We start from the raw sequence: 24,083 nt of genomic DNA, 5'->3' as shown, positions 1-24,083 counted from the left end.
TGACCTCCTGGAGGGCAATGTGGGTCATGGCGGTCGGCCGCATCCGGAGCAGGAACAGCGCCGGTCTGTACCTCCTCGTCGTTGCGTTGACCGACGGACAGGGTCGGCTCCCCCGTTCACGCAGACTGCCGCTGCTGATCCCGCGTCTTGAGAAGACTCCAAACCACGCCGGCCGCGATGATCGCAAAGGTAATGCCGAGCGAGAAGGCGGCCGGGAATTTTTCAAGGCCAAGGAGATCGGCGACGAAGATCTTCGAGCCGATGAAGATCAGAACGATAGCGAGCGCGGGCTTCAGATAACGGAAGCGCTGGATCATCGCCGCAAGCGCAAAATAGAGGGCGCGAAGGCCGAGGATCGCAAAGACGTTTGAGGTGTAGACGATGAATGGGTCTGTCGTGATCGCGAAAATCGCAGGGACGGAATCCACGGCGAAGATGACGTCGGCCACCTCGACCATCACCAGCGCCATGAAGAGCGGCGTGATGAACCAGCTGGCCTGGCCCGTTCCGGGATTTGTCTTTTTGACGAAAAACCGCTGTCCGTGGTGCTCTTCGGTGACCTTAAAGCGATTGCGCATGAAGCGGAAGAGGACGTTCTTCGACAGGTCGGGTTCTGCCTCCTTGACGATCAGCATCTTGATGCCGGTGACAATCAGGAATGCGGCAAAGATATAAAGAATCCAAGCGAACTCGGCGACCAGCATCGCGCCGACACCGATCATGATGGCCCGCAGCACCAAGACGCCGAGGACGCCCCAGAAGAGCACCCGGTGTTGGTAGATGCGCGGCACAGCAAAGAATGAGAAGATCAGGGCAATGACGAAGATGTTATCGAGCGCCAGCGTCTTTTCGACGACGAAGCCTGTCAGATAGGCGAGGCCGGCGTCGGAGCCGAGATACCACCATACCCAGCCACCGAAGGCGAGCCCGAGGGTGACATAGAGGGCAGAAAGCATCACGCTTTCGCGGACGCCAATCTCCTTGTCCTGCCTATGAAGAATTCCAAGGTCGAACGACAAAATGACGATAACGAGGACAAAAAAGCTCGACCACATCCAGAGCGGCGTTCCGAGCCATTCGATGAACAAAAATGAGAAACTCAAGGGCAATCCCCTGTCGGCACAGCTGTCAGAAAATCGGTCCGACATCGTAAGAGTGCCGAGGCTCTCACCAGAGGGGCCCGGACCAGCGGGTTGGTACCCACTTGGGAACTCATTTTCTGGCGATCAAGGGTCCGGCGGGACTTTTGCTGGGGCCGGAAGATTTGTCTCTCGGAGTCCGCTTAGGTCGTAAGACGTATGGGGCTATCTCTTCAGATATGGCACCGGTGCACCACCTGGTCCGCAAGCTGGTGCAGCCTGGAGTTGAACTGGGGTTTTGCCATGAGACTGGTCCGACGGGCTACAGCCCTGCGTCGGAGTCGCCTGATTCCCGCGAAGGAACGCCGCCATGACCAAGACTGAAAATAAGACTGCCAGCGCTGCCGTCAAAGACATTCTGCTCTCGAACCCGGATGGATTGCCCGAAGGTCTCGCGCTGTGGGGTATCGGGAGAAACAAATACCTAAGTATCTGTTTTTTCTGGTCGGAGTGGCAGGATTTGAACCTGCGACCCCCTCGTCCCGAACGAGGTGCGCTACCAGGCTGCGCTACACTCCGTGACCAGACCGCGGGCTTATAGCTGCCGTACTTCGTTCCTGCAAGCGGCAATGGCAGCACTTCTGTCGCATTTCATCCGCTTTCGTCGGGCATTTCCGCAAAGCCCAGATTTCGGTCCGGGATAAACGTGGCTTAAAGCCTTGTGTGCTAAGCCACAGCCTCGATAGATCGTGTTTCCACCGCCTGGAGTTCTGCTGTCTTGCATCCAAAAATCGTTGGCGAGGCCCGGCCCAACAGCTTCGAATTCGAGACCTCGGCGCTGATCGACGCATCCGGCTTTCGCGAATATGATGCGCGCTGGTGGTTCGGCCATCCTGGCTCCGCGCAGCCGCCGGAACTCAACCTGATCGGTGCCCAGGCGCTCGGCATGGGGCTTGGCACGCTGATCCGCCGTCTTGGCGCCGGCCCCGATATCGTCACCGGGCATGACTTCCGCTCCTATTCGCTGTCGATCAAGCTGGCACTGGTGTCCGGCCTGATGGCTGCCGGCGCCCGGGTGAGAGACATCGGCCTGGCATTGTCGCCGATGGCTTATTTCGCGCAGTTCGCGTTGGATACTCAATCCGTTGCCATGATCACGGCCTCGCACAACGAAAATGGCTGGACCGGCGTCAAGATGGGCGCGGCGCGGCCGCTGACCTTCGGTCCCGAAGAGATGAGCGCGCTGAAGGCGATCGTGCTGGCCGGCGACTTCGACCTCGCTGGCGGCGGCTCCTACGATTTCGTCCGCGATTTTCGCGCGACCTATCTCGACGATGTGACCCGCGACAAGCGCATCACGCGAAAACTGAAAGTGGTCGCTGCCTGCGGCAACGGCACAGCGGGCGCCTTTGCCCCGCAAGCGTTGGAACGCATCGGCTGCGAGGTCATCCCGCTCGATGTCGAGCTTGACCACACCTTCCCACGCTACAACCCCAATCCGGAAGACATGCAGATGCTGCATGCCATCAGGGACAAGGTGCTCGAGACCGGAGCCGATGTCGGCCTTGGCTTCGACGGCGATGGCGACCGCTGCGGCGTCGTCGACAATGAAGGCAATGAGATCTTCGCCGATAAGGTCGGGGTGATGCTGGCGCGGGATATTTCCAACCAGCATCCGGGCTCGACCTTCGTAGTCGACGTCAAGTCGACCGGCCTGTTCAACACCGACGCAGTGCTGCGTGCCAACGGCGCCGTCACTGATTACTGGAAGACCGGCCACTCCTACATCAAGCGCCGCGTCGCCGAGCTTGGCGCGGTCGCCGGCTTTGAAAAGTCCGGCCATTTCTTCTTCAACCCGCCGATCGGCCGCGGCTATGACGATGGGCTGGTCACCGCCATCGCGATCTGCCAGATGCTGGATCGCAGCCCCGGCAGTTCGATGGCTGATCTCTACCGCGCGCTGCCGCTGACTTTCGGCACACCGACCATGTCGCCACACTGCGCGGACGATGTGAAGTATGGCGTGGTCGAGCGGGTGGTTGCCGACTTTCAGGCCATGAAGCGCGATGGCGTCACCTTTGCTGGCCAGACGATCGCAGACCTCATCACCGTCAACGGCGTGCGTGTCGTCGCCGAGGACGGCACCTGGGGGCTGGTGCGCGCCTCATCGAACAAGCCGGAACTCGTGGTGGTCGTCGAGAGCCCGGTATCGTCGCAGCGTCGCCGGCAGATGTTCGAAGCCGTCGATACCATACTGCGCCGCAGCCCCGAGGTGGGTGCCTACAACCAGACCTTTTGAATGGTAATTGAATGACCGAGCGGATTGTCAGTTTTGTCATGAGCGGCGGCGTCGGTTCGCGGTTGTGGCCGCTGTCGCGCGAGGACAATCCCAAGCAGTTCCACGATCTGTCGGGCGACGGCTCGATGCTGGCCAAGACCTTGCGCCGGCTGACGGCGAGGCCGGAAGGCCAAACGCCGATCTTCCTGATCGCCGCGGAGCGTCACGCCGACCGTGTTCATGCCGATCTTGCCGGCCTCGACCTCGCGGGCGGCGGTCCGCTGTTCGAGCCGACGGGGCGCAACACAGCCGCCGCCGTCGCACTGGCGACGCTGCGCACACTATCCGAGTTCGGCGACAGCCTGGTGCTGGTGGTGCCGTCAGACCATGAGATATCGACTCCGCGCCAATTCTGGCAGAGCGTGGAAGCCGGCGCCGAGGCGGCGCGCAGCGGCCGGCTGGTGGTGTTCGGCATCAAGCCGACGCAGCCTGAGACCGGCTACGGCTATATCGAGGTCGCTGCCGAAAGCGGCGGCACCTTCGACGTGTCGCGCTTCGTCGAAAAGCCGGATCTTGCGACCGCGCAGAGCTATCTCCAGGCCGGAAACTTCTACTGGAACACCGGTATCTTCCTGTTTCGCGCCGGCGCCATGCGCGACGCCTTTGTGGCGTTCCAGCCGGACATCTGGCAGGCCACCGAAGCAGCCTACAAGGCAGCGAGGTCGGATCTATCCGGCCTCTATATGCCGCTTGAGTTCTACACCGCCATCCCGTCGAACTCGATCGACTACGCCATCATGGAGCGGGCAAATGACATCGCCATGGTGCCGGCAGGCTTCCGCTGGAACGATCTCGGCTCGTGGCAGTCGCTGCTCGATGTCGGCCCCGCCGACGACAAGGGCAATGTCATCATCGGCGATGTCGTCGCCATCGATTGCGAGAACTCCTACATCCGCAGTGATGGCCGCCTGCTGTCGGCGATCGGCATGAAGGACGTCGCCATCGTCGCGACATCGGACGCCACCTTCATCGCCCCCGTCAGCCACAGTCAGCACGTCAAGAAGATCGTCGAGCAGCTCGAAAAATCGGGCCGGCTGGAAACCAGGTTCACACCGGCGCAAGACCGCGTCATCGAAAGCGGAGCCTGGCGGCGGCGCGTGCACCACTGGCTGTTTCAGGAGACCTTGCCGCTGTGGTCGACATCGGGCGTCGACGAACGCCATGGTGGTTTTCATGAAGCGCTCGGCCTGGATGCCTCGCCTCTGATGAAGCCCAAGCGCATGCGCACCATGGCAAGGCAGGTCTATGCTTTCGCGGTCGCCAAGGAGCGCGGCTGGGACGGTCCGGCCGACCGGCTGATCGGCCACGGCATCGACTTCATGGCCGGGAAGGGCCGCAGCGACAAAGGCGGCTGGGTGCGCACGCTGAATGTCGATGGTTCAGTCGCCGACACCACCGAGGATGCCTACGATCATTCCTGCGTGCTTCTGGCGCTGGCACATGCGCATATGTCGGGCAATCCCGACGCCTTGCGGCTCGGTGAGGAAACCTTCGCCTTTCTCGATGCACATCTCGAGGACAGCCGCATGACCGGCTTCCTCGAAACGTCGGACGGCGAAGGCGAGCGTCGCTCCAACCCGCACATGCATCTGCTCGAGGCATTTCTTGCCTGGTACCAGGCAACCGGCGAGCGCGCGCATCTGCGCCGCGCGGCACGCATCATCGACCTCTTCCGCAGCCATTTCTTCGATACGGAAAGCTGGACGCTTGGCGAGTACTTCGATGCCGAATGGAAACCCTCCGCCGGCGAAAAAGGAACGTGGACCGAGCCCGGCCACCATTTCGAATGGGCCTCGCTGCTGGTCGATTTCGCCGGGCGCAGCGGCCAGGCCGAGTTGAGCGGCTTTGCCAGGAAACTCTATGCATCTGCCATAGCGAACGGCCTCAACCGCGCCACCGGCCTTGCCTATGGCGCCGTCTCCAGGCAGGGCCTGCCGCTTGACCAGATATCACGCAGCTGGCCGCAGGCCGAGGCGATCAAAGCGGCCATAGCACTCGATGGCTCGGGCGGACCGGATCTCAAGCCCGAGATCGAGGCGCGTGTCGGCCGACTGTTCCGCTGGCACATCGACCCGGCGCCGCTCGGCTTGTGGATCGACCGCATCGACGAACGCGGCCGCTCGCTGGCTACTGACGTGCCGGCCAGTATCTTCTATCATCTGGTTTGCGCGTTGACGCAGTATCTGGACAGCACAACAGAAAAGGCCGCGTAGGCTCAATACGGGCTCGCCACGTCCCCGGTCTCGACATAGATCGACTTCAGCTGCGAATAGAGCGCCAGCGCCGCCAGCGAATTCTCGCGTCCGATGCCGGACTGCTTGAAGCCGCCGAACGGGATTTCCACCGGCGTCAGATTGTAGGCATTGATCCAGCAGGTGCCGGCCTGCAACTCGGCGATGACGCGGTGGGCGCGCGGCAGGTCGCGCGTGAACACGCCGGCAGCAAGGCCGAACTCGGTGTCGTTGGCGCGGTCGATGACCTCGTCCTCGCCGTCGAATTTCAACACGCTCATCACCGGCCCGAAGATCTCCTCGCGGGCGATGCGCATCGTGTCGGTGACGCCGGTGAACACTGTCGGCTCGACGAAGAAGCCGCTCTGAAAACCCTGCAGCGAAGGCACCTTGCCGCCGCAGGCCAGCGTCGCGCCATCCTGCTTGCCGATTTCGATATAGCCTACCACCTTCTCGTGCTGCGCCTTGGAGACAAGCGGGCCCATCTGGGTTTCGGGGTCGAGCGGGTCGCCGATGCGGATTTTTTTGGTCCGCTCTATCAGGCGGTCGACGAAACGGTCATGGATGCCGCTCTGCACGAAGACCCGCGTGCCGTTGGAGCAGATCTGCCCGGTCGAATAGAAATTCCCGAGCATGGCGCCGCCGATGGCATTCTCGATGTCGGCATCGTCGAAGACGATCAGCGGTGACTTGCCGCCGAGCTCCATCGTCGCGTGCTTCATTTTTGAGCCGGCAAGCGACAGCACCTTGCGGCCGGTCGGTACCGAGCCTGTGACCGAGACCTTGGCGACGACATCGTGGCCGACAAGCCCGGCGCCGACATCGCCATAGCCCTGCACCACATTGAACAAACCGTCAGGCAGGCCCGCCTCGCTGTAGATCTCGGCCAATGCCAGCGCTGAAAGCGGCGTGTTTTCCGACGGCTTGAACACCATGGCGTTGCCCATGGCGAGCGCCGGTGCTGATTTCCAGCCGGCGATCTGGATCGGGTAGTTCCAGGCACCGATGCCGACACAGACACCGAGCGCCTCACGCCTTGTGTAGGCGAAGGGTCCGCCGAGATCGATGGATTCACCATTGTAGGCGGCGACGGCACCGCCGAAATATTCGAGGCAGTCCGCGGCCGACGGCGCGTCCGCCACCAGCGTTTCCTGGATTGCCTTGCCGGTGTCCAGCGTCTCGATGCGGGCGAGGTCGGCGTTGCGGGCGCGCAGGATATCGGCCGCGCGGCGCAGGATGCGCCCTCGCTCGACTGGCTTCAGCCGCGCCCAGGCCGGCTGGGCTGCCCGCGCTGCTTCGACGGCGAGTTCCAGCACGTTCGGCGTTGCCGAACGAAGCATGGCGATGGTCTCGCCGGTTGCCGGATAAATGACCGGCAGAGGCGCGCCGCCTTCGTCCTCGATGTAGCGTCCGTTGACATAGTGCGATGCCGTGGGCTGGGCGCGCATGGGAACTCTCCAAATTCTTTCGCGGCATGCGGATCGTGCAGTCACGCGATCATGCTCTATCTGTCCGACGCCTGCCAGCGCGGATTGATCCATGGTTCCTGGTTGGACGGCGCCAGAGGCGTACGGCCAAGGATGTGGTCGGATGCCTTCTCGCCGGTCATGATCGATGGCGCATTGAGGTTGCCGTTGGTGACGCGCGGGAAGATCGAGGAATCGGCGACCCGCAAGCCGTCGACGCCGATGACCCGGCACTCTGGATCGACGACGCTCATCACGTCGTCGGCGCGGCCCATCTTGCAGGTGCCGCAGGGATGGTAGGCGCTCTCGGCGTGATCCCTGATGAAGATGTCGAGGTCGTCGTCTGACTGCACGTGGTTGCCCGGCGAGATTTCCTGGCCACGAAAGGGGTCGAACGCCGACTGGCCGAAGATTTCACGCGTCAGCCTGATGCAGTGGCGGAACTCCGCCCAGTCGTCTGGATGCGACATGTAGTTGAAGCGGATCACCGGCTTCGATTTCGGGTCCGGCGAGCGCAGCGTCACCGAGCCGCGCGACTTCGAACGCATCGGCCCGACATGCGCCTGGAAGCCATGCGACTTCGCCGCCGCCTTGCCGTCATAGCGGACCGCCGCGGGGATGAAGTGGTACTGGATATCGGGATAGTCGACGCCGGCGCGCGAGCGCACGAAGGCGGCCGCTTCAAAGTGGTTGGTGGCGCCAAGCCCGGTCTTGAAGAACAGCCACTGCGCCCCGATGAGAGCTTTCGAGAACGGGTTCAGCACTGAATTGAGCGTGATCGGCTTGGTCGATTCCTGCTGGATGTAGAGCTCCATATGATCCTGCAAATTGCGGCCGACGCCGGGCCGGTCGGCCAACACTGGAATGCCGTTTTCGCGTAAATGGTCGGCCGGGCCGATGCCGGACAGCATCAGGATCTTGGGTGAATTGATCGACGATGCGGCGACGATCACTTCACGTCGTGCCTTGACGACCTGAATCTGTTTGTGAGCTTCGATCTCGACACCGATGGCGCGCTGATTCTCGATGATCACCCGCCGCGCAAAGCCCTTGATCAGACTGACATTTTTGCGTCCGAGAGCCGGCTTCAGATAGGCTGATGCCGCCGACCAGCGGCGTCCGCCGCTGATAGTCTGCTCCATCGCCCCAAAACCTTCCTGCTTGGAACCGTTGTAGTCGTCGGTCAGTTCGAACCCGGCCTGGCGGCCGGCCTCTACGAAGGCGCCGTAGAGCGGATTGCGGCGCGAGCCGCGCTGCACATGCAGTGGCCCGCCGTGACCGCGCCAGCCATCCTCGCCGCCGTCCGAGTCTTCCATGCGCTTGAAATAGGGGAGCACGTCGGCAAAGCCCCAGCCGGCCGCACCCTCTTCGGCCCAATGGTCGAAGTCGCGCGCATGGCCGCGCACATAGACCATGCCGTTGATCGAGGACGAACCGCCGATAACCTTGCCGCGCGGCGTCGCCAGCACGCGTCCACCGAGATGCGGCTCCGGCTCGCTGGCAAAGCCCCAATCGTAGAGGCTCATGTTGAGCGGGATCGACAGCGCCGACGGCATCTGGATCAGCGGCCCGATATCGCTGCCGCCGAATTCGATGACGATGACCGAATGCTTGCCGTCTTCCGACAGGCGATAGGCCATGGCCGAGCCGGCCGAGCCGGAGCCGATGATGACAAAATCCGCTTCAAGCATGGTTCATATGCGCCATAAAATCGGCGAGCGAGACATTGCCGCCGGTAGCCACAACAAGGACGGTCTTGCCCTGCACATCCACCTTGCCGCCGAGCAGTGCCGCCAGCGAGGCGGCGCCCGACGGTTCGAGCACCAGCTTCAACCGCTCGAAGGCGATCCGCATCGCGCGCCGCACCGAGGAATCGTCGACCGTGATGCCGCGGACACCGGCGGCCTTCACAGCCGCAAACGGCGCGTCGCCCGGCCGTCGCGACATCAGCCCGTCGCAGATCGATTTCGGGCCGATCGGCATCGTCTCGATGCTGCCATGCGCCAGCGACGAACCCATGCCGTTGAAACCCTCCGGCTCGACGCCGATGATCTCAGTGACTGGCGAGAGATAGTGGAAGGCGAGCGAAACGCCGCCGATCAACCCACCGCCGCCGACCGAGCAAAACAAGAGGTCGGCGCTGGCACCCTTGGCTTCGAGTTGGTCGAGCGCTTCGAGGCCGGCGCCTGCTTGGCCGGCGACGATCTCCGGGTCGTCGAACGGATGCAGCAGAGCAAGTCCTTCGGTCTCGGCGATCTCGCGGGCCTTAGCGGCAGCGACTTCTTCACGCGCGCGCTCGCCATGGTCGGTCAGCACGACACGGGCACCATAGCCTGCCGTTGCGTCGCGCTTGGCGGCCGGTGCATCGATCGGCATGACGATGGTGACGGGAATGCCGAGCGCCTGGCCGGCAGCCGCCAGCCCTTGCGCGAAATTGCCGGAGGAATAGGCGACGACGCCTTTTCTGGCCTCGTCAGCTGAAAGCTGCTTCAGCCGCCAATAGGCGCCGCGCACCTTGAATGAGCCGGCCCATTGCAGCGATTCCGGCTTGATGAAGACGCGGGCCGCCCCCGTCTCTCTGGCCAAGGCTGCCGATTCCAGCAGCGGCGTGATCTGCGTCGCCCGGGAGGTGACGGCATAGGCCTGCCTGAGATGGTCAAGGGAGGGGACGAGAAGGTCTGACATCATTCGCCTCGCGGATACCTTTTGCTCTCTTCGAGATTGTCGAGGTTCATGTGGTTGCGCATGTAGCGCTCGGACGCTTTTTGCAGGGGCTGGAAATCCCAGGGGTAATAGGCGCCGTTGCGCAGCGCCGGATAGACGACCCAGCGGCGCGCCTGGCTTTCGCGCACGGCGGCGTCGAAGCCGGCCATGTCCCAACGCGCCCGAACCTTGTCCATGAAATCAGCCACCAGGCCAGCATTGGCGGGGTCGTCGGCCAGATTGTCTCGCTCGAGCGGATCGGCTTCGAGATCGAACAGTTGCGGCGGATCGAGTTCGCAATGGACGAATTTGTATCTGCCGTCGCGGATTGCAACGAGTGGCGCGCTGGAGCCTTCCGCCGCATACTCCATCAACACAGGCGCGGTGCGCTCGATGCCCTTGGTGAGCGGCAGCAGCGACTGGCCGTCGGTCCACGGTGCGATCGCAGCGATGTTGATACCGGCGAGGTCGCAAAGCGTCGGCGCCACGTCGAGATTGGAAACCGGCGTCTCGATCAGCCCGGCGCGAACGCCCTTGCCGGCAATCATCAGCGGCACCCGCGCCGAACCCTCGAAGAAGCTCATCTTGAACCACAGGCCGCGCTCGCCGAGCATGTCGCCGTGGTCCGAGCAGAACAGGATGATTGTGTCGTCGGCCATGCGTGTACGTTCGAGAACGTCCAGAAGCTCGCCGAGCTTGTCGTCGACATAGGAGATGTTGGCGAAATAGCCGCGCCGCGAACGACGCATCTGCTCCGGCGTGATCTCGAAAGAGGGATAGTCGCTGGCGTGGTACAGCCGCCGGGAATGCGCATCCTGCTCGTCATCCGCGATGAACCCGGTTTCCGGATCCAGCGCCTGGCAATGCTCATAGAGATCCCAATACTGCTTGCGCGCGACATAGGGATCGTGCGGGTGCGACAGCGAGACGGTGAGGCACCAGGGCCGATGGTTCGCATCATCCTGTTCGCGCGAAAGCTGATAGAGCTTCTGCGTGGCCAGGAACACGACCTCATCGTCATACTCCATCTGGTTGGTGATCTCGGCGACGCCGGCGCCGGTCACCGAGCCCAGATTGTGGTACCACCATTCGATACGCTCGCCGGGTTTGCGATAATCCGGCGTCCAGCCGAAATCCGCCGGGTAGATGTCGGTGGTCAGCCGCTCCTCGAAACCGTGAAGCTGATCCGGCCCGACGAAATGCATCTTGCCCGACAGGCAGGTGCAGTAGCCGGCAGCGCGCAGATGATGGGCGAAGGTCGGGATTGATGAGACGAATTCGGCCGCATTGTCATAGACACCGGTGCGCGACGGCAATTGCCCGCTCATGAACGAGGCACGGCCCGGTGCGCAGAGCGGCGACGCCGTGTAGTTGTTGGCAAAGCGCGCCGAACGTGCGGCCAACGCCCTCAGATGCGGCACGTGCAGAAACTCCGCCGGCCCGTCCGGAAACAGGGTTCCGTTGAGCTGATCGACCATGACGATCAGGAAATTGGGTCGCTTCGTTGTCACTGTTTGCGCCGCTCGCCAAGTTTGGTTTCGAGATAGTCCTCGACCAGCGCGATCGCGGTCGCGGCATCAGGCACGCCGTCCTTCAGCGCCCGCCTGATGTAGAGCCCGTCGATCATCGCCGCCGTCGCTTCGGCGGCGCGGTCGGCTTCGGCTCGGGGCAAGATGCCGATCAGGCCGCTCATCAGGTTCGAATGCAGCCTTCGCGCGTAGACCCTGAGCAGTCGGCGCAAGGCGGAGGATTTCTGTGCCTCGACATAGAAGGCAAGCCAGGCGGCGATGGTTTGCGGCTGGAACTGAATGTCGGAGAAGTTGACGGCGACCACCGCCGAGACGCGTTGGCGCGCGGTGCTGGCTGAACCAAGGGCGCGCAACGTGTCGGCGGTCAGTTCGGCCAGGATGTGGCGCATCGTTGCCAACAGCAGCTCGTCCTTGGCGCCGAAATAATGATGGGCAAGAGCGGAGGACACGCCGGCGCGCCCGGCGATCTCGGACATGGTCACGTCGAGTGAACCGCGCTCGCCGATTGCCGAGATCGTCGCGTCGATGAGCGCCTTGCGGCGCAATGGCTCCATTCCGACTTTCGGCATCTCGCTATGATCCTTTGACGTAGGACTATTTTTTATTGACGGGTCAATCAACAAAAAAATCGGCATTGGCTTCGTCTGTACCAAGCGATTGTCCGGTTCCAGCCCTTCACGAAGCGGGCAGGATTGTTTATCTTTGAACAATAAATGCGAGGTGCGCCAACCAGCCACGTGCTAGGCTAGCGCCAAGGATGGAGACCGCCATGACCGCATGTATCGTTGGCTGGGCGCATTCGCGCTTCGGCAAGCTCGAGGGCGAAACGCTCGAAAACCTCATCGTCAAGGTGGCAACGGACGCGCTCGAACATGCCGGCATCGGCCCGGACGAGGTCGACGAGATCGTGCTCGGCCACTTCAACGCCGGCTTCTCGGCGCAGGATTTCACCGCCAGCCTGGTGCTTCAGGCCGACGACCGGCTGCGCTTCAAGCCGGCGACGCGCGTCGAGAACGCCTGTGCCACCGGATCGGCGGCGGTCCGGCAAGGCATCCGCGCCATCGACGCCAATGCCGCCCGCATCGTGCTTGTGGTCGGCGCCGAGCAGATGACGACGACGCCCGGTCCCGAGATCGGCAAGAACCTGCTCAAGGCCTCCTATCTGCCCGAGGATGGCGAGACGCCGGCGGGTTTTGCCGGCGTCTTCGGCAAGATCGCGCAGGCCTATTTCCAGCGCTATGGCGACCAGTCGGACGCGCTGGCGATGATTGCCGCCAAGAACCACAAGAATGGCGTCGACAATCCCTATGCGCAGATGCGCAAGGATTTCGGCTACGAGTTCTGCCGCCAGGAGAGCGAGAAGAACCCGTTCGTTGCCGGCCCGCTGAAGCGCACCGACTGCTCGCTGGTCTCCGACGGAGCTGCCGCCCTTATCCTCGCCGACACCGCGACGGCACTGAAGATGCGCCGTGCGGTTGCCTTCCGCGCCAACGAGCATGTGCAGGATTTCTTGCCGATGTCGAAGCGCGACATCTTGACCTTCGAAGGCTGCGAGCAGGCCTGGACCCGCGCACTGAAATCGGCCGGTGTGACGCTCGACGATCTCTCCTTCGTCGAGACGCATGACTGCTTCACCATCGCCGAACTGATCGAATATGAGGCGATGGGCCTGGCCAAGCCAGGAGAGGGCGCCAGACTGGCGCTGGACGGCACAACGGCTAGGGATGGCCGCCTGCCGGTTAACCCATCCGGCGGGCTGAAGGCCAAGGGCCATCCGATCGGCGCCACAGGCGTGTCCATGCATGTCTTGACTGCCATGCAGCTTGTCGGCGAGGCCGGCGGCATTCAGGTGCCCGGCGCAAAACTTGGCGGTATCTTCAATATGGGCGGTGCGGCGGTCGCCAACTACGTTTCAATATTGGACCGGATCAGGTAGAAGCAGCCCGTATTTTTACGGGGTAACCATGACAAATCCGGTTCTGATCGAAGTCTTGCGCGGCGCGATCGTCGAGAGTGCGCATCGTGGCGCGGTCGCGGTCTTCGATGCTGATGGCAAACCGGTCTGGGAAATCGGCGATACGGCCAAGCCGGTGTTCCCGCGCTCGGCGGTCAAGGCGATCCAGGCATTGCTGCTGGTCGAAAGCGGCGCGGCCGATGCCTATGGGTTCGGCAACCGCGAACTAGCGCTCGCCTGCGCGTCCCACTCCGGCGAGCCGGCGCATGTCGAACTGGCGCGGTCCATGCTGGCCAGGGCCGGGCTGGACGGATCGGCGCTCGAATGCGGCACGCATTGGCCCTCTAACCATGACGCGGAGATTACGCTCGCCCGCGCCGGTGGCTTACCGAACGCGCTGCACAACAACTGCTCCGGCAAGCATTCCGGCTTCCTCTGTACATGCGTCCACGCCGGCATTGCGCACCGCGGCTACGTCAAGCCGGGGCACGGCCTGCAGGAAATGGTACGCGACGCCATGCAATCGGTGACGGGCGCTGTCCATGGCGCGGATGAGCGGGCCACCGATGGCTGCTCGATCCCGACCTATGCGGTACCGCTCCGGAGCTTCGCGCTTGGCTTTGCCCGCATGGCAACGACAAATGGTTTTGGTCCCGAGCGAGCCAAGGCCGCGAAGCGCCTGCTGGCCGCCTGCATGACCGAGCCCTTTTTCGTTGCCGGCACCGGCCGCGAAGACGTCGCGCTGATGGAGGCCGCACCAGGGCGCATTTTCACGAAAGGCGGCGCCGAAGGTGTTCACTGTGCCGCAATTCCGGAACTTGGCCTCGGCATCGCACTCAAATGCGATGATGGCGCCGGCCGCGCCGGCGAGGCAATGGTTGCCGCAGTTCTTGCCAAACTGTTTCGCGCAGACGAGGCTCTGGCGTCAAAACTGAGCGAACTGGCAAACGCGCCCATCGAAAGCCGGAACGGTGCCAAGGTCGGGGCGCTGAGGCCCACTGCGGCCTTGAATTAAACCCTCAACTGACGTGATTGCGCTCGACGGTCAGATGCGGATATCCGGTATCGTTTGACGAAACGAGATCGCCTGTCGCCGGCTCGGCCCAGCGCTGGCCGACAACGGCGCCGTTAACCGCACCGTCGATAACATTGTCTGAAATGACGGCCGTGCCGGCGCCCTCGACCACGGACACGACAATGCCGGTTCCAGCCTTGCGGATGATGTTGCCGGTGGCGACGACATTGCGCAGGTACGGTCCCCAGCCGATCTGCATGCCATAGAGCGGCGCGTTCTCGATGACGTTGTTGGAAACGGTCGTGTCGGCTTCGACGCCGATGCCGACACCGAATCCGGGCGAGTCGGCGGGGTAGGGGCCGCTGGTCGACAGATTGCGCACGATGTTGCTGGAGCAGACGCCCATGCGGCCGCCTTCGTTGAAATTGACGATCGAGATGCCGTTGGCGGCGCCGTCGACGATGTTGTTGCTGATGATGGCGCCTTCGAACGAGAACTCGGAGTAAACTGCTGTTTCGCCCGAACGCGAGCACGTGTTGCCCGATATCTGCAGATTGCTGGCGCTGTTGGCTCGGATCGCGGAGAAGGCGCAGTCCGAGACGATGTTGCCTGAAATAACCACATTGCCGGCGCGAAAGGCGTTGATGCCGTTGCCGTTTTGTCCGGTTCCGCCGCTGCGCGCCCGGATGCGTTCGACGCGGTTGCCGGTCACCATGGTGCCGTCTTCCGCTGCCTGCCAGCGGTGCACGAGGATGCCGCCATTGGTGCAGTCGGAGACGGTGTTGCCCGTGATCGCCAGCCCGCCGGCCTCGACCGAATAGATGCCGGCATCGGCAGCACCCGATATGTCCGAGCGCTCGACCCGGCCCGCCGCGTGTTCCAGCGCCAGCCCGTTCTTGCCGCTGCCGGTGATCTGGCAATTGTCGACGACCAGATGAGCGACCCGGCGCAGATCGAGCAGCCCTTGCGCATAATCGCCCATCGTACGGTTCGAGCCGTCGAAGACCAACCCAGTGAGTTCGATATGGTCGGCTTGCTCGGCCATGAACAGATGACCGTCGCCGCCATAGACGATGCGCGTTGCGCCCGGCACGCCGGAAAGACGCACGCGGCCGGGCAGCGAGATGTTGGATACGACATAGGTGCCCGGCGGCAGGAACACCGGCATGTCGCGATCGTTTGCGTCGCGCAGCAGCTTGGCGAAGGCCTTGCTCTGATCGTCGAGGGTGCCGGGCTGCACGCCAAGTTCCGTGGCATTGATCGAACCGCGCATAGAGGCTTTCTCGATCCCGGTCAGGCCGGCGGCGGCCGCCTTGCCAAGCGAGAGGCCCATGACGGCAAAGCCGGCGGTTCCGATCAGCAGCGTTCGTCTGTTCAACATCGGCACAGGTCCTGGCTTTTGACCCTTGCACCGCAGGAATCGTGCCAGCCGGTCCGCCTCTCCGGTCGAGGGCAACGACATTCGCTTGTCGAGCAGCCTTTCCGCGCCTAAGTTCAGGGAATGAGCAGAGCTTTCACTCGCGAGGAAGACAGCGAAAACGCCATTGCCGGTGTCGGTGAGCGACCGATCAGCCACCACCGCAATCTGGTGACGGAGCGCGGCCTGGCGCAGATCGAGGAGAATCTGGCCGAATTGCGCGACATACTGGCGAAAGCCGAAAGGAAGGCAGACCGCGAGCGCATCGCGTTGGTGTCACGCGACCTACGCTACTGGACCGCCCGGCGTGAAAGCGCCGAACTCTCCGTGCCGGAACCGGGCAGCGACCTGGTACGCTTCGGCATGGGCGTCACGCTTGAGGGCGATGACGGCAGGAAGGTGCACTGGAAAATCGTCGGCGAGGATGAGGCGGATCCGGCAAAGGGCACGATTTCGCACGTATCGCCGATGGCCGTCGCTCTGTTCGGCAAGAAAGTCGGCGACGTGGCCGTGGTCAACGGCAAGGAATGGGAAATCGTCAAGCTTTCCGACAGCTAGTCTTCGAGCTTGACGACATGGTCCCGGAAGAACGCTGCAGCGCCCGCTTCATCGATTTCGCCAGCGGCAACCATTAAGACCAGCTGAATGATGTCCTGCTGGTCGGCCTCGATGCTTAGTCCGTTGAAATAGAGAAACAGATCGGCTGCGGCAAAGGCGGTGCGTTTGTTGCCGTCAACGAACGGGTGGTTCTTGGCAATACCGAACAGGTAAGCGGCCGCCATTTCGCACAAATCCGGATCGCCATAAATCTCCCGCTGCTGAGGACGGGAGAGCGCCGATTCCAGCATGCCCTCATCGCGTATACCTGCCGCTCCGCCGTGCAGGCGCAACTGCTCGGCGTGAAGTGACTCCACGAACTCCCGCGAATGATGCTCAGTCATTTCGCGAGCGCGCGGTAGGCAACCTCATACTTTTTCATCCGCTCACGTGCGATCTTCATCTTGCGCTCGAACTCTTCGGCGCTGTCCTCGGTGCGGCGCAAACGAAGCTCATCGCCTTCCTGAACGATGACGATGCTGTCGCCCGCCTTCATGTTCAAACGATCGAGCAGATCCTTCGGCAGGATCACACCTTCGGAATTGCCGATCTTGCGAATGGTCGTGTTCATGATGGATCATCCTGTTGCAACGCCGATTATAACTCGATTGGCGCGCTGTTGCAACGGGTATTATAACAAGCCTAGGCCAGCAGCCGGTCCAGCAAGCGACCCGCCGCTTCCGGAATGACGGTGCCCGGCGGGAATATCTCCGCCGCGCCGGCTTGCAGCACTGCGTCATAGTCCTGTGGCGGGATGACGCCGCCGGCAACGATCAGCATATCGCCGCGGCCAAGCTTCTTCAGCGCGTCGCGCAGTTCGGGGATGAGAGTCAGGTGTCCCGCCGCCAGTGACGAGGCGCCGACGATGTGGACGTCTTGCGCGACGGCGAGTCTGGCGATCTCATCGGGTGTCTGGAACATCGCTCCGATGGTGACGTCGAAGCCGAGATCGGCGAAGGCCGTGGCGATAACCTTCTGCCCACGATCGTGGCCGTCCTGTCCCATCTTGGCGACGAGAATGCGCGGCTTGCCGCCAGTTTTCTTTTCAAAGGCGTCAAGCTTGTCCTGCAGCCCGTCGACCACGGGATGATCGCCAAGGGCTTTGCGATAGACGCCGGAAATGGTCTGCACCGTGGCGACGTGGCGACCAAAGACCCTTTCCAACGCAAATGAAATCTCGCCGACCGTGGCATTGGCGCGCGCGGCGCGGATGGCAAACTCCAGCAGGTTTTCATTGCCTTGCGCGGCACGGGTCAGCGCATCGAGTGCGCTTTCGACAGCGGCGACATCGCGCGTGCCCTTCAGCCGTTGCAGCTTCGACAATTGCCGGGCCCTGACTTCGGCATTGTCGATCTTCAGCACGTCGACCTCGATGTCGGTCTCGGGCCGATGTGCGTTGACGCCGACCAGCATTTGCTCGCCGGAATCAATGCGCGCCTGCGTGCGTGCGGCGGCTTCCTCAATGCGCAGCTTGGGAATGCCCTGTTCGGTCGCGGCGGCCATACCGCCGAGCGCCTCGACCTCCTCGATATGGGCAAGCGCGCGCGCCGCGAGATCATGTGTCAGCCGTTCGAGATAGGCCGAGCCGCCCCACGGATCGATGACGCGTGTAGTGCCGGATTCCTTTTGCAGGATGAGCTGCGTGTTGCGCGCGATCCGTGCCGAGTGGTCGGTCGGCAGCGCCATTGCCTCGTCGAAGGAATTGGTGTGCAGCGACTGCGTGTGACCCTGCGTCGCGGCCATCGCCTCGATCATGGTGCGGATGATGTTGTTGTAGGGGTCCTGCGCCGTCAGCGACCAGCCCGAGGTCTGGCAATGGGTACGTAGCGACAGCGAGCGCTCGTCCTTCGGCGAAAAATTCTTCTTCATCAACGTCGCCCACAACAGGCGCGCGGCCCGCAGCTTGGCAACTTCCATGAAGAAGTTCATGCCGATCGCCCAGAAGAAGGACAAGCGCGGCGCGAAGCGGTCGATGTCGAGGCCCGCCGCAACGCCAGCACGGGCATATTCGATGCCATCGGCGATCGTATAGGCAAGCTCAAGGTCGGCCGTCGCGCCGGCCTCCTGCATGTGGTAGCCGGAGATCGATATCGAATTGAACTTCGGCATGTTCTTAGACGTGTAGGAGAAGATGTCCGACACGATCCGCATCGAGGGCTTTGGCGGGTAGATGTAGGTGTTGCGGACCATGAACTCCTTCAGAATGTCGTTCTGGATGGTTCCGGCGAGATCCTTCTGCGCAACGCCCTGTTCTTCGGCCGCGACGATGTAGAGCGCCATGATCGGCAGCACCGCGCCGTTCATCGTCATCGACACCGTCATCTCGCCGAGTGGAATGCCGTCGAAGAGCTGGCGCATGTCGAGAATGGAATCGATGGCGACGCCCGCCATGCCGACGTCGCCGGCAACGCGCGGATGGTCGCTATCATAGCCGCGATGCGTGGCAAGATCGAAGGCGACCGACAGCCCCTTCTGGCCAGCGGCCAGATTGCGCCGGTAAAAGGCGTTGGATTCTTCTGCTGTCGAGAAGCCGGCATATTGCCGGATCGTCCAGGGCTGCTGGACATACATGGTCGGATATGGGCCGCGCACGAAGGGCGGCAGGCCTGGATAAGTGTCGAGATGCGGCAACTCCTTGAGGTCGCTTTGATTGTACAAATGCTTGGCGACAAGGCCTTCCGGCGTCGTCCGCTGGCCCTTGACCTCGACGGGAACGCGGCGTGGCGGCACCCAGCCGATCTGGCTGAAATCGGGGATCAAGAGGCGGCTCCGATCGATTGGTCGATGCGGGCCGGAAACAGCGGCTCGCAGACGGCAACGCCTTCGGTGAAGGCGGGCCGCCGTTCCGCTGCCAGCGTCTCGACCGGACGTTCGCTTTTCAGCGGGTAGAGCGTGGTGCCGATGATGGTCCGCTCGCCTGCCCGATAGGCCGCATTACGCTGCGCCGCCGCGGCGTGAACGCGCTTCTGGATATGTCCGTCCCGAAGGCTGGACAGGATGCCGCCCTCGGCCTCGATTGTCTGCAATTCCGCCCATGCAATCTCGCAGAGTTCGGCGGTCAGCGCTTCGACCGCGCCGGAACCATAGGCGGGATCGGCGACATGATCGACATGGCTTTCATTGGCCATGATCAGTTGCGCGTTGCGGGCAACGCGACGCGCAAACCCCGCCGGCAAACCATGCGCGATCGTATGCGGCAGGATCGAGATCGAATCGGCACCGCCGGACGCCGCGGCAAAGCTGGCAATCGTGGTGCGCAGGATGTTGGTCTCCGGATCCATCGCCGTCATCATGCGAAACGACGTCTCGGCATGGATATTGGCCGTGGAATTGGGAATCGAGCAGGCTTCCTGCACCCGTGCCCAGAGCCTGCGCAGCGCCCGCACCTTGGCGATCGACAGCAACTGGTCCTGGTCGACGCTGAGCGCAAAGCCGATATGGGGTGCGGCATAGACAAGCGGCTGCCGCGCCGTCTCGAACATTCTGAGGTAGGAAACCGCCGAAGCCAGCATGATGCCAAGCTCTTGCGCTTCCGTCGCGCCGGCGTTGTGGAACACACGCCCGTCCGCCTCCAGCAGCACGCCCGGAACGCCCATCGAGAAGAAATGCGCCAGCGATTGCGGCATCGAGGCCTGCAATGCCTCGATCGACATGCGCAGCCGGCCGGTTCCGGCGAAGATTGCCGCCGGATCGATGCCGAAGGAGAGGTTGAGCTTTGCCGGATCTGACCGGCGCTTACTCAGGAACGCCACCAGCCAGTCGGCCACGGCGCGGCTCCAGGGATGGGCGTCGATGCGAACCTGGATGCGGTTGAGCGGTACGCCGTCCAGCACCGTCTCCAGTGCTTTCGCCGTTCTCGGCAAGCCGTAGCCGAACGCGTTCGGCGCCCCTTCGAAGACAAGCGACAACCCCGTAGCACCTTGTGCCACGTCCTCCAGAGCCTGGGTCCTGGCGCGGTCGATATCCGGATCGTCGATGCGCTGGCTGACGATCCAGGGCGATTTCGGATTTGCGCGCACGATCGGTTCCGCCGCGGTGCTGCGGTCGTAGAGAGGTTCGATGCGGATGTTGTCGTCGGTATGCGAGACCAGCTTCTCCTCGAAGGAAGCGCCAGCCAGCGCCTTTTCCGCCAGGGCCAGCCATCGCTGGCGCTCGGCGTTCTCGGGTTCGACATCCCTGGTCAAGGCTCCGGCGCCCATCCGTTTTCCTCGTTTTATGCGGCCGCACCAGCCTGGAGCAATTCAGTCTACGGTCCCCGGTCCGATATCGCAATGCAATGCGCTTTCAGCGGCCGAATTCGATCCATCAGATATAGGTCGACCTGCGTGGACGAACCATGAACGATTGTCAAACACCTGCAAAAATTCGCAAGCTCCAAAAAACCGATTTTTAGGATCGGCATTGTCGCTGCGCAACGGCCTCACTATACCTGCGGCAAGGCCACTGGCTTTAACACATCAGTTTGCGGAGACCGGACATATGGCTGACGACACCAGTATTTTCATCGGCGCCAGCCGCAAGCCTGACGACAGCTATCAGCGTGCCGAGCAACTGTTGCTGCAATATGGGAACCGTCATGGCCTGGTGACGGGCGCCACCGGTACCGGCAAGACCGTCACCTTGCAGATACTGGCCGAAGGTTTTTCCAACGCCGGCGTGCCGGTTTTCTGCGCCGACATCAAGGGTGATCTGTCGGGCATCGCAATGATGGGCACGGCGCAGGATTTCCTCGTCAAGCGGGCCGCACAGGTCAAGCTCGACCCGTATGATTTCCAGGAATTTCCGGTCATCTTCTGGGACCTGTTCGGCGAACAGGGTCATCCGATCCGCGCCACGGTTTCGGAAATGGGCCCGTTGCTGCTGTCGCGCCTGATGAACCTGACCGAGGCGCAGGAAGGCATCATGAACATCGCCTTCCGCCTGGCGGACGAAGAAGGCCTGCTGCTGCTCGATATGAAGGACCTGCAGGCGCTGCTCGCCAACATCGCCGAGCGCGCCGACGAGATCGGCTCGCGCTACGGCAATGTAACCAAGCCCTCGGTCGGGGCCATCCAGCGCACGCTGCTTGTCCTGGAGCAGCAGGGCGCGGCAAACTTCTTCGGCGAGCCGGCACTGCGCATCGCCGACATCATGCGCACCACCCGCGACGGGCGCGGCGCCATCAGCGTGCTTGCCGCCGACAAGCTGATGATGAACCCGCGGCTCTACGCGACCTTCCTGTTGTGGCTGATGTCGGAATTGTTCGAGGTGCTGCCGGAAGTCGGCGACCCCGACAAGCCGAAGCTGGTGTTCTTCTTCGACGAGGCGCATCTTCTGTTCGACGAAGCACCCAAAGTGCTGATCGATCGCGTCGAACAAGTGGTCCGCCTGATCCGCTCGAAAGGCGTCGGCGTCTATTTCGTCACGCAGAACCCTTTGGATATCCCTGAAAAAGTTCTCGCCCAGCTCGGCAATCGCGTACAGCACGCGCTGCGCGCCTATACGCCGCGTGAGCAGCAGGCAGTGAGGACGGCGGCCGAAACGTTCCGGCCAAATCCCGATTTCGACTGCATGACCGCCATCACCCAGCTCGCCACCGGCGAGGCGCTGGTCTCGACGCTTGAGGCCAAGGGTATTCCGTCCATGGTGCAGCGGACGCTGATCCGCCCGCCATCCTCGCGGCTTGGGCCTATAACGGTGGCCGAGCGACAAAAGCTGATCCAGGAAAGCCCGGTCGCCGGTCAGTACGATCAGGTCGTCGATCGCGAATCGGCCTTCGAGATGCTGCAGAAAAAGGCCAAGGACGCGCAGGATGCCGAAGAGCAGGCGCAACAGGCCGGTAGCGGCGGCTCGCGCTGGACCATCCCGGGCTTCGGCAATGACGATCCGGCACCCCAATCCGGTGGCAGGCGCGCGCCTGCGCCGCGCCCGTCCAATCGCCAGACCGTGGCCGAGGCGGCGATCAAGTCGGTGGTGCGATCCGTCGGCTCGTCGGTCGGCCGGGCGATCGTGCGCGGGATATTGGGCAGCTTGTCGAGGGGACGTTAGGACTTGAGGCAGCGGCGTTGCCGCTGCCTCGTTGGCTCAGAAGATCGAGTCGGTGATCGCCTTTACGGGGCCGAGCAGCACCGATCCGTCCGGCACACCGGCATCGATCGGAATAGCCTTGCGGTTGGCCGTCGCCACCACCGGCTGGCTGGCGTCGCTGGTCACGACGACCGGGGTCTTCGACGGCACGCGATCATAGAGGTCGATGATGTCCTGATTCATCAGGCGCACGCAGCCTGACGAGACCGACTTGCCGATCGACTTCCATTCCGGCGAGCCGTGCAGGCGGTAGAGCGTGTCCACGTTGCCCTGGAAGAGATAGAGCGCGCGCGCGCCGAGCGGGTTCTTCAGCCCGCCGGGCATGCCGCCATTGTCGGCGCTGTATGGTTTCAGTTCCGGCTGCCGGGCGATCATTTCATCCGGCGGCGTCCACTTTGGCCACTTCTGCTTCCACTGGACGACGGCATCGCCGGACCATTCGAAGCCGGCGCGTCCGAGGCCGACGCCGTAGCGGATCGCCTGGGCGCCCGGACGAACCAGGTAGAGGAAATGGCCAGTGGTATCGACGACGATGGTTCCCGGCTTCTGCCCGGTCGGGTCGGGAACGATCTGGCGCAGGAACTGCGGATCGATCCTGTCGAAGGGGATTGCCGGCAAATCGAAGCCGCCATCGCTGACGGCCGCGTACATCGTCGCGTAGTCGGCGAGCGGCGGCTCGACATAGGCTGGCGGCGGGGGTTCAACCGGCCCCGGTCCGGTGGTCGCACATGCTGAAACCGCGATCGAGGCGGCGCCCAATGCTGCGGCGTTGAGAAAGCCGCGACGGCTCAGGCGATAGGATTCGATTTCGGTTTTGGACATGGTTGCCTTCTTTAAGTCTCAAATCGCAACAAAGCGTCAATGCGCCGACCATTGCGCGGGTGCCTGACAACACCTGTGGCGATAGGCGGTTCCGATTCTGGCCGGAAGGTGGACAAACAAAGGCGAAGCTGTGACCGCGTGGCCACTGTGGCGCCAGGGACACACGTGCTCGTCTCAACTGCCCGGCACCAAGGCTTCCAGCGACGGCAAGATCAGGGCCGGCGGGAAGTCCCGGTATTCTTCGGGCTGGTTGGAACGGTTGATCCACACCGTGCGAAAACCGAATTTGGTGGCGCCTGCGATATCCCAGCGATTGGAGGACTGGAAGGAAACCGCGCCGGGGTAGAGGCGCCAACCGGTGGCGACCATGTCGTAGACCGCCGGATCGGTCTTGAAGCGCTGGACCGTATCTACGGAATAGATATCGTCCAGAACCTGGTCGAGCGCGGCGGATTTGACCGCTGCCTGCAGCATTTCGGGCGAGCCGTTGGACAGGATCGCCAGTCTCGCTCCCGAAGCCTTGAGCGCCTTGAGCACGGCCGGCACTTCCGGATAGCAATCCAGCCGCCAATAGGCATCCAGCAATGTCGCCTTGAGGCCGGGATCGGCCGAGGGAACCTTGCGCAGGGCGAAATCGAGCGCCTGTTCGGTCAACTGCCAGAAATCGGCATAGGCGCCCATCAGCGTGCGCACCCAGGAATATTCGAGCTGCTTGGCGCGCCAGATCTCGGACAACAATTGGCCCTCCGGCCCAATCCGATCGGCATGACGGCGCACGGCGGCATGCACGTCGAACAGCGTGCCATAGGCGTCGAAGACATAGGCGGCGTATTGCATGACAACAGTTTTGAGGGCAGGCGCGACAA

At 62.9% G+C, this 24,083-nt stretch carries 19 protein-coding genes and 1 tRNA gene; 6 read left to right on the top strand and 14 right to left on the bottom strand.

Annotated features, from left to right (window positions below; translation table 11 throughout):
- Window positions 1–116: 116 nt before the first annotated feature.
- Together NKI38_RS18955 and NKI38_RS18950 are read right to left on the bottom strand one after the other, a co-directional pair.
- Complete coding sequence (locus NKI38_RS18955; protein ID WP_352659721.1) at window positions 117–1,103, bottom strand: TerC family protein; 987 nt, start codon at window positions 1,101–1,103, stop codon at window positions 117–119.
- Window positions 1,104–1,581: 478 nt separating this feature from the next.
- A tRNA-Pro gene (locus NKI38_RS18950) sits at window positions 1,582–1,658 on the bottom strand.
- Between the two features lie 199 nt (window positions 1,659–1,857).
- On the opposite strand from NKI38_RS18950, the gene NKI38_RS18945 reads away from it, so the two are divergent.
- Together NKI38_RS18945 and NKI38_RS18940 are read left to right on the top strand one after the other, a co-directional pair.
- Window positions 1,858–3,378, top strand: coding sequence for a phosphomannomutase/phosphoglucomutase (locus tag NKI38_RS18945; protein ID WP_352659720.1), 1,521 nt, complete (start codon window positions 1,858–1,860; stop codon window positions 3,376–3,378).
- A gap of 11 nt (window positions 3,379–3,389) precedes the next feature.
- Window positions 3,390–5,630 carry a mannose-1-phosphate guanylyltransferase/mannose-6-phosphate isomerase gene (locus NKI38_RS18940; protein ID WP_352659719.1) on the top strand — a complete coding sequence of 747 codons (2,241 nt, stop codon included), beginning with the start codon at window positions 3,390–3,392 and terminating at the stop codon, window positions 5,628–5,630.
- Window positions 5,631–5,632: 2 nt separating this feature from the next.
- On the opposite strand, the gene betB is transcribed toward NKI38_RS18940, so the two are convergent.
- The 5 genes from betB to betI are packed head-to-tail and all read right to left on the bottom strand — an operon-like array spanning window position 5,633 to window position 11,915.
- Window positions 5,633–7,096 (bottom strand): betaine-aldehyde dehydrogenase, encoded by a 1,464-nt coding sequence (gene betB / locus NKI38_RS18935; RefSeq protein ID WP_352659718.1) that lies wholly within the window; start codon window positions 7,094–7,096, stop codon window positions 5,633–5,635.
- A gap of 56 nt (window positions 7,097–7,152) precedes the next feature.
- Window positions 7,153–8,805: a choline dehydrogenase gene (gene betA / locus NKI38_RS18930; RefSeq protein ID WP_352659717.1), complete on the bottom strand. Its 1,653-nt coding sequence runs from the start codon at window positions 8,803–8,805 to the stop codon at window positions 7,153–7,155.
- Window positions 8,798–9,799 (bottom strand): threonine/serine dehydratase family protein, encoded by a 1,002-nt coding sequence (locus NKI38_RS18925; protein WP_352659740.1) that lies wholly within the window; start codon window positions 9,797–9,799, stop codon window positions 8,798–8,800. Before NKI38_RS18925 ends, betA begins: the two co-directional genes overlap by 8 nt.
- Complete coding sequence (gene betC, locus NKI38_RS18920) at window positions 9,799–11,328, bottom strand: choline-sulfatase (protein ID WP_352659716.1); 1,530 nt, start codon at window positions 11,326–11,328, stop codon at window positions 9,799–9,801. Before betC ends, NKI38_RS18925 begins: the two co-directional genes overlap by 1 nt.
- Window positions 11,325–11,915 carry a choline-binding transcriptional repressor BetI gene (betI, locus tag NKI38_RS18915; RefSeq protein WP_352659715.1) on the bottom strand — a complete coding sequence of 197 codons (591 nt, stop codon included), beginning with the start codon at window positions 11,913–11,915 and terminating at the stop codon, window positions 11,325–11,327. Before betI ends, betC begins: the two co-directional genes overlap by 4 nt.
- A gap of 200 nt (window positions 11,916–12,115) precedes the next feature.
- Between betI and NKI38_RS18910 the strand changes: the two genes are divergently transcribed.
- On the top strand, window positions 12,116–13,282 hold the full coding sequence (locus NKI38_RS18910; RefSeq protein ID WP_352659714.1) for an acetyl-CoA acetyltransferase: 1,167 nt from the start codon (window positions 12,116–12,118) through the stop codon (window positions 13,280–13,282).
- 28 nt (window positions 13,283–13,310) lie between these two features.
- Window positions 13,311–14,315 carry an asparaginase gene (locus NKI38_RS18905; protein ID WP_352659713.1) on the top strand — a complete coding sequence of 335 codons (1,005 nt, stop codon included), beginning with the start codon at window positions 13,311–13,313 and terminating at the stop codon, window positions 14,313–14,315.
- Window positions 14,316–14,319: 4 nt separating this feature from the next.
- On the opposite strand, the gene NKI38_RS18900 is transcribed toward NKI38_RS18905, so the two are convergent.
- On the bottom strand, window positions 14,320–15,696 hold the full coding sequence (locus tag NKI38_RS18900; protein WP_352659712.1) for a TIGR03808 family TAT-translocated repetitive protein: 1,377 nt from the start codon (window positions 15,694–15,696) through the stop codon (window positions 14,320–14,322).
- 120 nt (window positions 15,697–15,816) lie between these two features.
- Between NKI38_RS18900 and greA the strand changes: the two genes are divergently transcribed.
- Window positions 15,817–16,290, top strand: coding sequence for a transcription elongation factor GreA (gene greA, locus NKI38_RS18895; protein ID WP_352659711.1), 474 nt, complete (start codon window positions 15,817–15,819; stop codon window positions 16,288–16,290).
- Here greA and NKI38_RS18890 read toward each other — a convergent pair.
- The 4 genes from NKI38_RS18890 to NKI38_RS18875 all read right to left on the bottom strand — a co-directional run bounded on the left by NKI38_RS18890 (window position 16,287) and on the right by NKI38_RS18875 (window position 20,528).
- On the bottom strand, window positions 16,287–16,673 hold the full coding sequence (locus tag NKI38_RS18890) for a type II toxin-antitoxin system death-on-curing family toxin (RefSeq protein WP_352659710.1): 387 nt from the start codon (window positions 16,671–16,673) through the stop codon (window positions 16,287–16,289). The two genes, greA and NKI38_RS18890, sit on opposite strands and share 4 nt — an antisense overlap.
- Complete coding sequence (locus NKI38_RS18885; RefSeq protein ID WP_227348380.1) at window positions 16,670–16,900, bottom strand: AbrB/MazE/SpoVT family DNA-binding domain-containing protein; 231 nt, start codon at window positions 16,898–16,900, stop codon at window positions 16,670–16,672. Before NKI38_RS18885 ends, NKI38_RS18890 begins: the two co-directional genes overlap by 4 nt.
- 71 nt (window positions 16,901–16,971) lie before the next feature.
- Complete coding sequence (scpA, locus tag NKI38_RS18880; RefSeq protein ID WP_352659709.1) at window positions 16,972–19,089, bottom strand: methylmalonyl-CoA mutase; 2,118 nt, start codon at window positions 19,087–19,089, stop codon at window positions 16,972–16,974.
- Complete coding sequence (locus NKI38_RS18875) at window positions 19,086–20,528, bottom strand: methylmalonyl-CoA mutase subunit beta (protein WP_352659708.1); 1,443 nt, start codon at window positions 20,526–20,528, stop codon at window positions 19,086–19,088. The genes scpA and NKI38_RS18875 overlap by 4 nt, the downstream gene beginning before the upstream one ends.
- Window positions 20,529–20,808: 280 nt before the next feature.
- On the opposite strand from NKI38_RS18875, the gene NKI38_RS18870 reads away from it, so the two are divergent.
- Window positions 20,809–22,356 (top strand): helicase HerA-like C-terminal domain-containing protein, encoded by a 1,548-nt coding sequence (locus NKI38_RS18870; RefSeq protein ID WP_352659707.1) that lies wholly within the window; start codon window positions 20,809–20,811, stop codon window positions 22,354–22,356.
- 36 nt (window positions 22,357–22,392) lie between these two features.
- On the opposite strand, the gene NKI38_RS18865 is transcribed toward NKI38_RS18870, so the two are convergent.
- Complete coding sequence (locus NKI38_RS18865) at window positions 22,393–23,217, bottom strand: L,D-transpeptidase (RefSeq protein WP_352659706.1); 825 nt, start codon at window positions 23,215–23,217, stop codon at window positions 22,393–22,395.
- 174 nt (window positions 23,218–23,391) lie between these two features.
- Entirely contained in the window at window positions 23,392–24,054 is a 663-nt protein-coding gene (locus NKI38_RS18860; protein ID WP_352626760.1) for a haloacid dehalogenase type II, read from the bottom strand.
- Window positions 24,055–24,083: the final 29 nt, after the last annotated feature.

It is taken from the genome of Mesorhizobium sp. M0621 (assembly GCF_040320745.1).
Classification (GTDB): domain Bacteria; phylum Pseudomonadota; class Alphaproteobacteria; order Rhizobiales; family Rhizobiaceae; genus Mesorhizobium.
The sequence above is the reverse complement of the archived record's forward strand: the minus strand, read 5'-3'. Positions and strand labels throughout refer to the sequence as shown.